The 4,465-nt window shown below is 69.7% G+C and carries 3 protein-coding genes; 2 read left to right on the plus strand and 1 reads right to left on the minus strand.

The window, feature by feature from the left end:
* The coding region (locus RH94_RS43290; RefSeq protein ID WP_234425748.1) for an Rv3235 family protein at positions 1-566 on the plus strand (566 nt) is incomplete at its 5' end.
* 57 nt (positions 567-623) lie between these two features.
* On the opposite strand, the gene secA is transcribed toward RH94_RS43290, so the two are convergent.
* Positions 624-3,470, minus strand: a complete 2,847-nt coding sequence (gene secA, locus RH94_RS13760) for a preprotein translocase subunit SecA (protein WP_073947899.1) — start codon at positions 3,468-3,470, stop codon at positions 624-626.
* Positions 3,471-3,743: 273 nt separating this feature from the next.
* On the opposite strand from secA, the gene RH94_RS13765 reads away from it, so the two are divergent.
* Positions 3,744-4,313, plus strand: coding sequence for a GNAT family N-acetyltransferase (locus RH94_RS13765; protein WP_073947900.1), 570 nt, complete (start codon positions 3,744-3,746; stop codon positions 4,311-4,313).
* The last annotated feature ends 152 nt before the right edge of the window (positions 4,314-4,465 follow it).

Here is a 4,465-nt window from a genome sequence, read left to right on the forward strand (position 1 = left end):
GCCCGCCCCGCGCCGCCCCCACCCGCCCGCCCACGGCGCCCGGCCCGCACGGTTCCCGTACGGCCGTCAGGACGGTCCCCGACCGCACGGCGGACGGGTCCCGGAGGGCACGCGCGACGACCCCGGCGGGCGCGGCCGGGACGGCGGCGGGTGCCCACGCCCCCGTGGCACGCGCCACCGCCGCGGTGGACGCGCAGGCCGCCCTGCGGGCGGCTTCGCTGCCCGTCGCCACCGACCTGTTCGCCGAGCGGCTTCTCGCCGTGCTCAGCGGACAGCGGCCCGTGCACTGGATGCTCCGGCACACCGCGGGCCGGGCGTACGACGAACTCGCCTGGCTCGCCGAGCGCGGCGCTCTGCGCACCCGTGGCGCACGCCCGGTCGTGCGGGACATCGGCTACTACGAGCCCCGTCCGGGCGCCGTGGAGGCCTTCGCCCGCATCGGCGCGGGCGACCGGCTGCGGGCGATGGCGTTCCGCCTGGAACAGGGCCGTGACCGGCGCTGGCGCTGTACGGCGGTGGAACTCGGCGGTCCCCGCATGCCCCACGGGGACGACGCGCTCCCCTGAGCCCGCTGAGAAACGAAGGGCCGGGCACCCCGAGGATGCCCGGCCCCGCGCGTCACGTCACTTCTTGCGGCGGCGGCCCGCCTTGGCCTGCTTGCGGCGCTCCGCGCGCGTGAGGCCGTCGGACTCCGAGCGCACGGGCCCGCCGTCGGTGGCGAACTCGCCCTCGACGACGCCGCCCTCGCCGTCCACGGTCGGCGCGGAGAAGTGCAGGTCCCGCCGCTGGGGGGCGTCGAGGCCCTTGGCCCGGATCTCCGGACGCGCGCCCGCCTGCGCCGGTACCGCGTCGCGCTTCTCCAGGTCGGCCACCGGCTTGGCGTCCTCGACCGGGACCTCCTCGACCTGCTGCTCGACCTGGACCTCCAGGTTGAACAGGTAGCCGACGGACTCCTCCTTGATGCCCTCCATCATCGCGGTGAACATGTCGAAGCCCTCGCGCTGGTACTCGACCAGCGGGTCCTTCTGCGCCATCGCGCGCAGGCCGATGCCCTCCTGGAGGTAGTCCATCTCGTAGAGGTGCTCACGCCACTTGCGGTCCAGCACCGACAGCACCACCCGGCGCTCCAGCTCCCGCATGATCTCGGAGCCGAGCTGCTCCTCACGGGCCTTGTACTGCTCGTGGATGTCGTCCTTGATGGACTCGCTGATGAACTCCGCGGTCAGCCCCGTGCGGTCGCCGGCCGCCTCCTCCAGCTCCTCGACGGTGACCTTCACCGGGTACAGCTGCTTGAAGGCGCCCCACAGCCGGTCGAGGTCCCAGTCCTCCGGGAAGCCCTCGGCGGTCTCCGCCTGGATGTAGGCGTCGATCGTGTCGTTCATGAAGTGCTGCACCTGCTCCTGCAGGTCCTCGCCCTCCAGGACGCGGCGCCGCTCGCCGTAGATGACCTCGCGCTGCCGGTTGAGGACCTCGTCGTACTTCAGAACGTTCTTACGGGTCTCGAAGTTCTGCTGCTCGACCTGCGACTGGGCGGACGCGATCGCGCGCGTGACCATCTTGTTCTCGATCGGCACGTCGTCCGGCACGTTCGCCATGGACATCACGCGCTCGACCATCTGCGCCTTGAACAGACGCATCAGGTCGTCACCGAGGGAGAGGTAGAAGCGGGACTCGCCGGGGTCGCCCTGACGGCCGGAACGACCGCGCAGCTGGTTGTCGATACGGCGCGACTCGTGCCGCTCGGTGCCCAGCACATAGAGCCCGCCGAGCTTCTCGACCTGCTCCTTCTCGGCCTTGACCGCCTCCTCCGCGCGCCGCAGCGCCTCGGGCAGGGCCGCGGCCCACTCCTCGATGTGCTCCTCGGGGTCGAGACCGCGCTGGCGCAGTTCGGCCTCGGCGAGGTCCTCGGGGTTGCCGCCGAGCTTGATGTCCGTACCACGGCCGGCCATGTTCGTCGCCACGGTCACCGCGCCCTTGCGGCCGGCCTGGGCGACGATCGACGCCTCGCGCTCATGGTGCTTGGCGTTGAGCACCTCGTGCTGGACGCCCCGCTTGCTGAGCTGCTGCGAGAGGTACTCGGACTTCTCCACCGAGGTGGTGCCGACCAGGATCGGCTGGCCCTTCTCGTGCTTCTCGGCGATGTCGTCGACGACCGCCTCGAACTTGGCGACCTCGGTGCGGTAGATGAGGTCCGACTGGTCCTTGCGGACCATCGGCCTGTTCGTCGGGATCGGAACCACGCCGAGCTTGTAGATCTGGTGGAACTCGGCGGCCTCGGTCATCGCCGTACCGGTCATGCCGGACAGGCCGGGCAGTTCCTTGCCCTTGTGATCGTGGCGCTTGTAGAGGCGGAAGAAGTTCTGGAGCGTGATCGTGGCGAGCGTCTGGTTCTCGTCCTTGATCGGCACGCCTTCCTTGGCCTCGATCGCCTGGTGCATGCCCTCGTTGTAGCGGCGGCCGGCGAGGATACGGCCGGTGTGCTCGTCGACAATCATGACTTCGTCGTCGATGATGACGTAGTCCTTGTCGCGCTTGAAGAGCTCCTTGGCCTTGATGGCGTTGTTGAGGTAGCCCACGAGCGGGGTGTTCACCGACTCGTACAGGTTGTCGATGCCCAGCCAGTCCTCGACCTTGCTGACGCCGGACTCGTGGATGGCGACGGTGCGCTTCTTCTCGTCGACGTCGTAGTCGCCGGTCTCCTCGATGCCCTTGAGCGGCTGGCCGGCCTCGCCGCGCTTGAGGCGCTTGACCAGCTTGGCGAAGTCGCCGTACCACTTGGTGGCCTGGTCGGCCGGGCCGGAGATGATCAGCGGCGTACGGGCCTCGTCGATGAGGATGGAGTCGACCTCGTCGACGACGGCGAAGTTGTGGCCGCGCTGGACGAGTTCGTCCTGGGACCACGCCATGTTGTCGCGCAGATAGTCGAAGCCGAACTCGTTGTTCGTGCCGTAGGTGATGTCGCAGGCGTACTGCTCGCGGCGCTGGGCCGGCGTCATGTTGGCCAGGATGCAGCCGACGCTCAACCCCAGGAAACGGTGGACGCGGCCCATCATCTCGGAGTCGCGCTCGGCCAGGTAGTCGTTGACCGTGATGATGTGGACGCCCTTGCCGGCCAGGGCGTTCAAATACGCCGGCAGGGTGCCGACGAGGGTCTTGCCCTCACCGGTCTTCATCTCGGCCACGTAGCCCATGTGCAGGGCGGCGCCGCCCATCATCTGGACGTCGTAGTGCCGCTGGCCCAGGACGCGCTTGGCCGCCTCCCGCACCGTGGCGAACGCCTCGGGCAGCAGGTCGTCCAGGCTCTCACCGTCGGCGTACCGCTGCTTGTACTCATCGGTGAGGGCCCGCAGCTCGGCGTCGGAGAGACTGAGGAAGTCCTCTTCGATGGAGTTGACCTGGTCCGCGATGCGGTGCAGCTTGCGCAGGATCTTGCCTTCGCCTGCACGCATGATCTTCGAAAGGACGGACACGGGGGTTGGTCTCCTTGCCGGTCGGGCCTGGGACGGTCGGTTTCCATTTGACTGACTGAGCAACGGCCATCGTATGCGAGGACCCGGCCGAGTCGGGAGGGCCTGCCGTAAGGGCACGCGTCCACTGCATCGTGAGGGCTACACACGGGACAACGTCCGGGGGCCGCGGATGGTGCCGTGTTTCCCCGAAGATTTACGCGAATTGTGATCGCCCGCTCACCCAGTGCCAAAAAGGGATGGCACCCTGTCGCGGCCCCCCAGGAGAATCGGCCGATGGAACCCGTCACGCTCACCACCGACCGCCTGCTCCTGCGCGCCATCGGCCCCCAGGACACCGACGCCGTGTACGCCGCCGCGCAGGACGCCGACATCCAGCGCTGGACCACGGTGCCCTCGCCCTACCTGCCCGAGCACGCGCGGAACTTCACCGAAGAGCTGGTCCCCGAGGGCTGGGCCAACGGTTCGGTGTTCACCTTCGGCCTCTTCCTGCCCGAAGGGGACTTGGCAGGCACACTCAGCATCACCCCGCGCTCGCCGGGCGAGGCCGAGATCGGTTTCTGGGCCGCGAAGGAACACCGCGGCAACGGCTACGTGACCGAGGCCGCCCTCGCCGCCGCCCGCTGGGCCTTCACCCAGCTCGCCGTCGACCGCCTGGAATGGCGCACCGAGGCCGGCAACAACGCCTCCCGCGCGGTGGCCGAACGGGCGGGTTTCACCCTGGAGGGCACCCTGCGCTCCGCCCTCGGCGTCAGGGGAGTACGACGCGACTGCTGGGTGGGCTCCCTGCTGCCGTCCGACCTGGGCCTGCCCTCGACCGCGCCCTACCTGCCGGTGCCCGCGTAGACGTCGGGACAGCGGCCGTCGGGAACAGGGGGACGGGCGCCGGGAGCGGAGGCAACGGGGACGAACGCCCGGATCGGCCCGCGTTGTCAGTGCCACCCCCTATCGTGCGGAGCCATGACCTCCCTCCCGCGCCCCACCACCGACCTCTCGGC

The organism is Streptomyces kebangsaanensis (genome assembly GCF_001906585.1).
Taxonomy (GTDB): Bacteria; Actinomycetota; Actinomycetes; order Streptomycetales; family Streptomycetaceae; genus Streptomyces; species Streptomyces kebangsaanensis.

Coding starts and splice junctions, on each gene's coding strand:
- RH94_RS13765 (WP_073947900.1), top strand. CDS start 3,744: ATGGAACCCGTCACGCTCACCACCGACCGCCTGCTCCTGCGCGCCATC.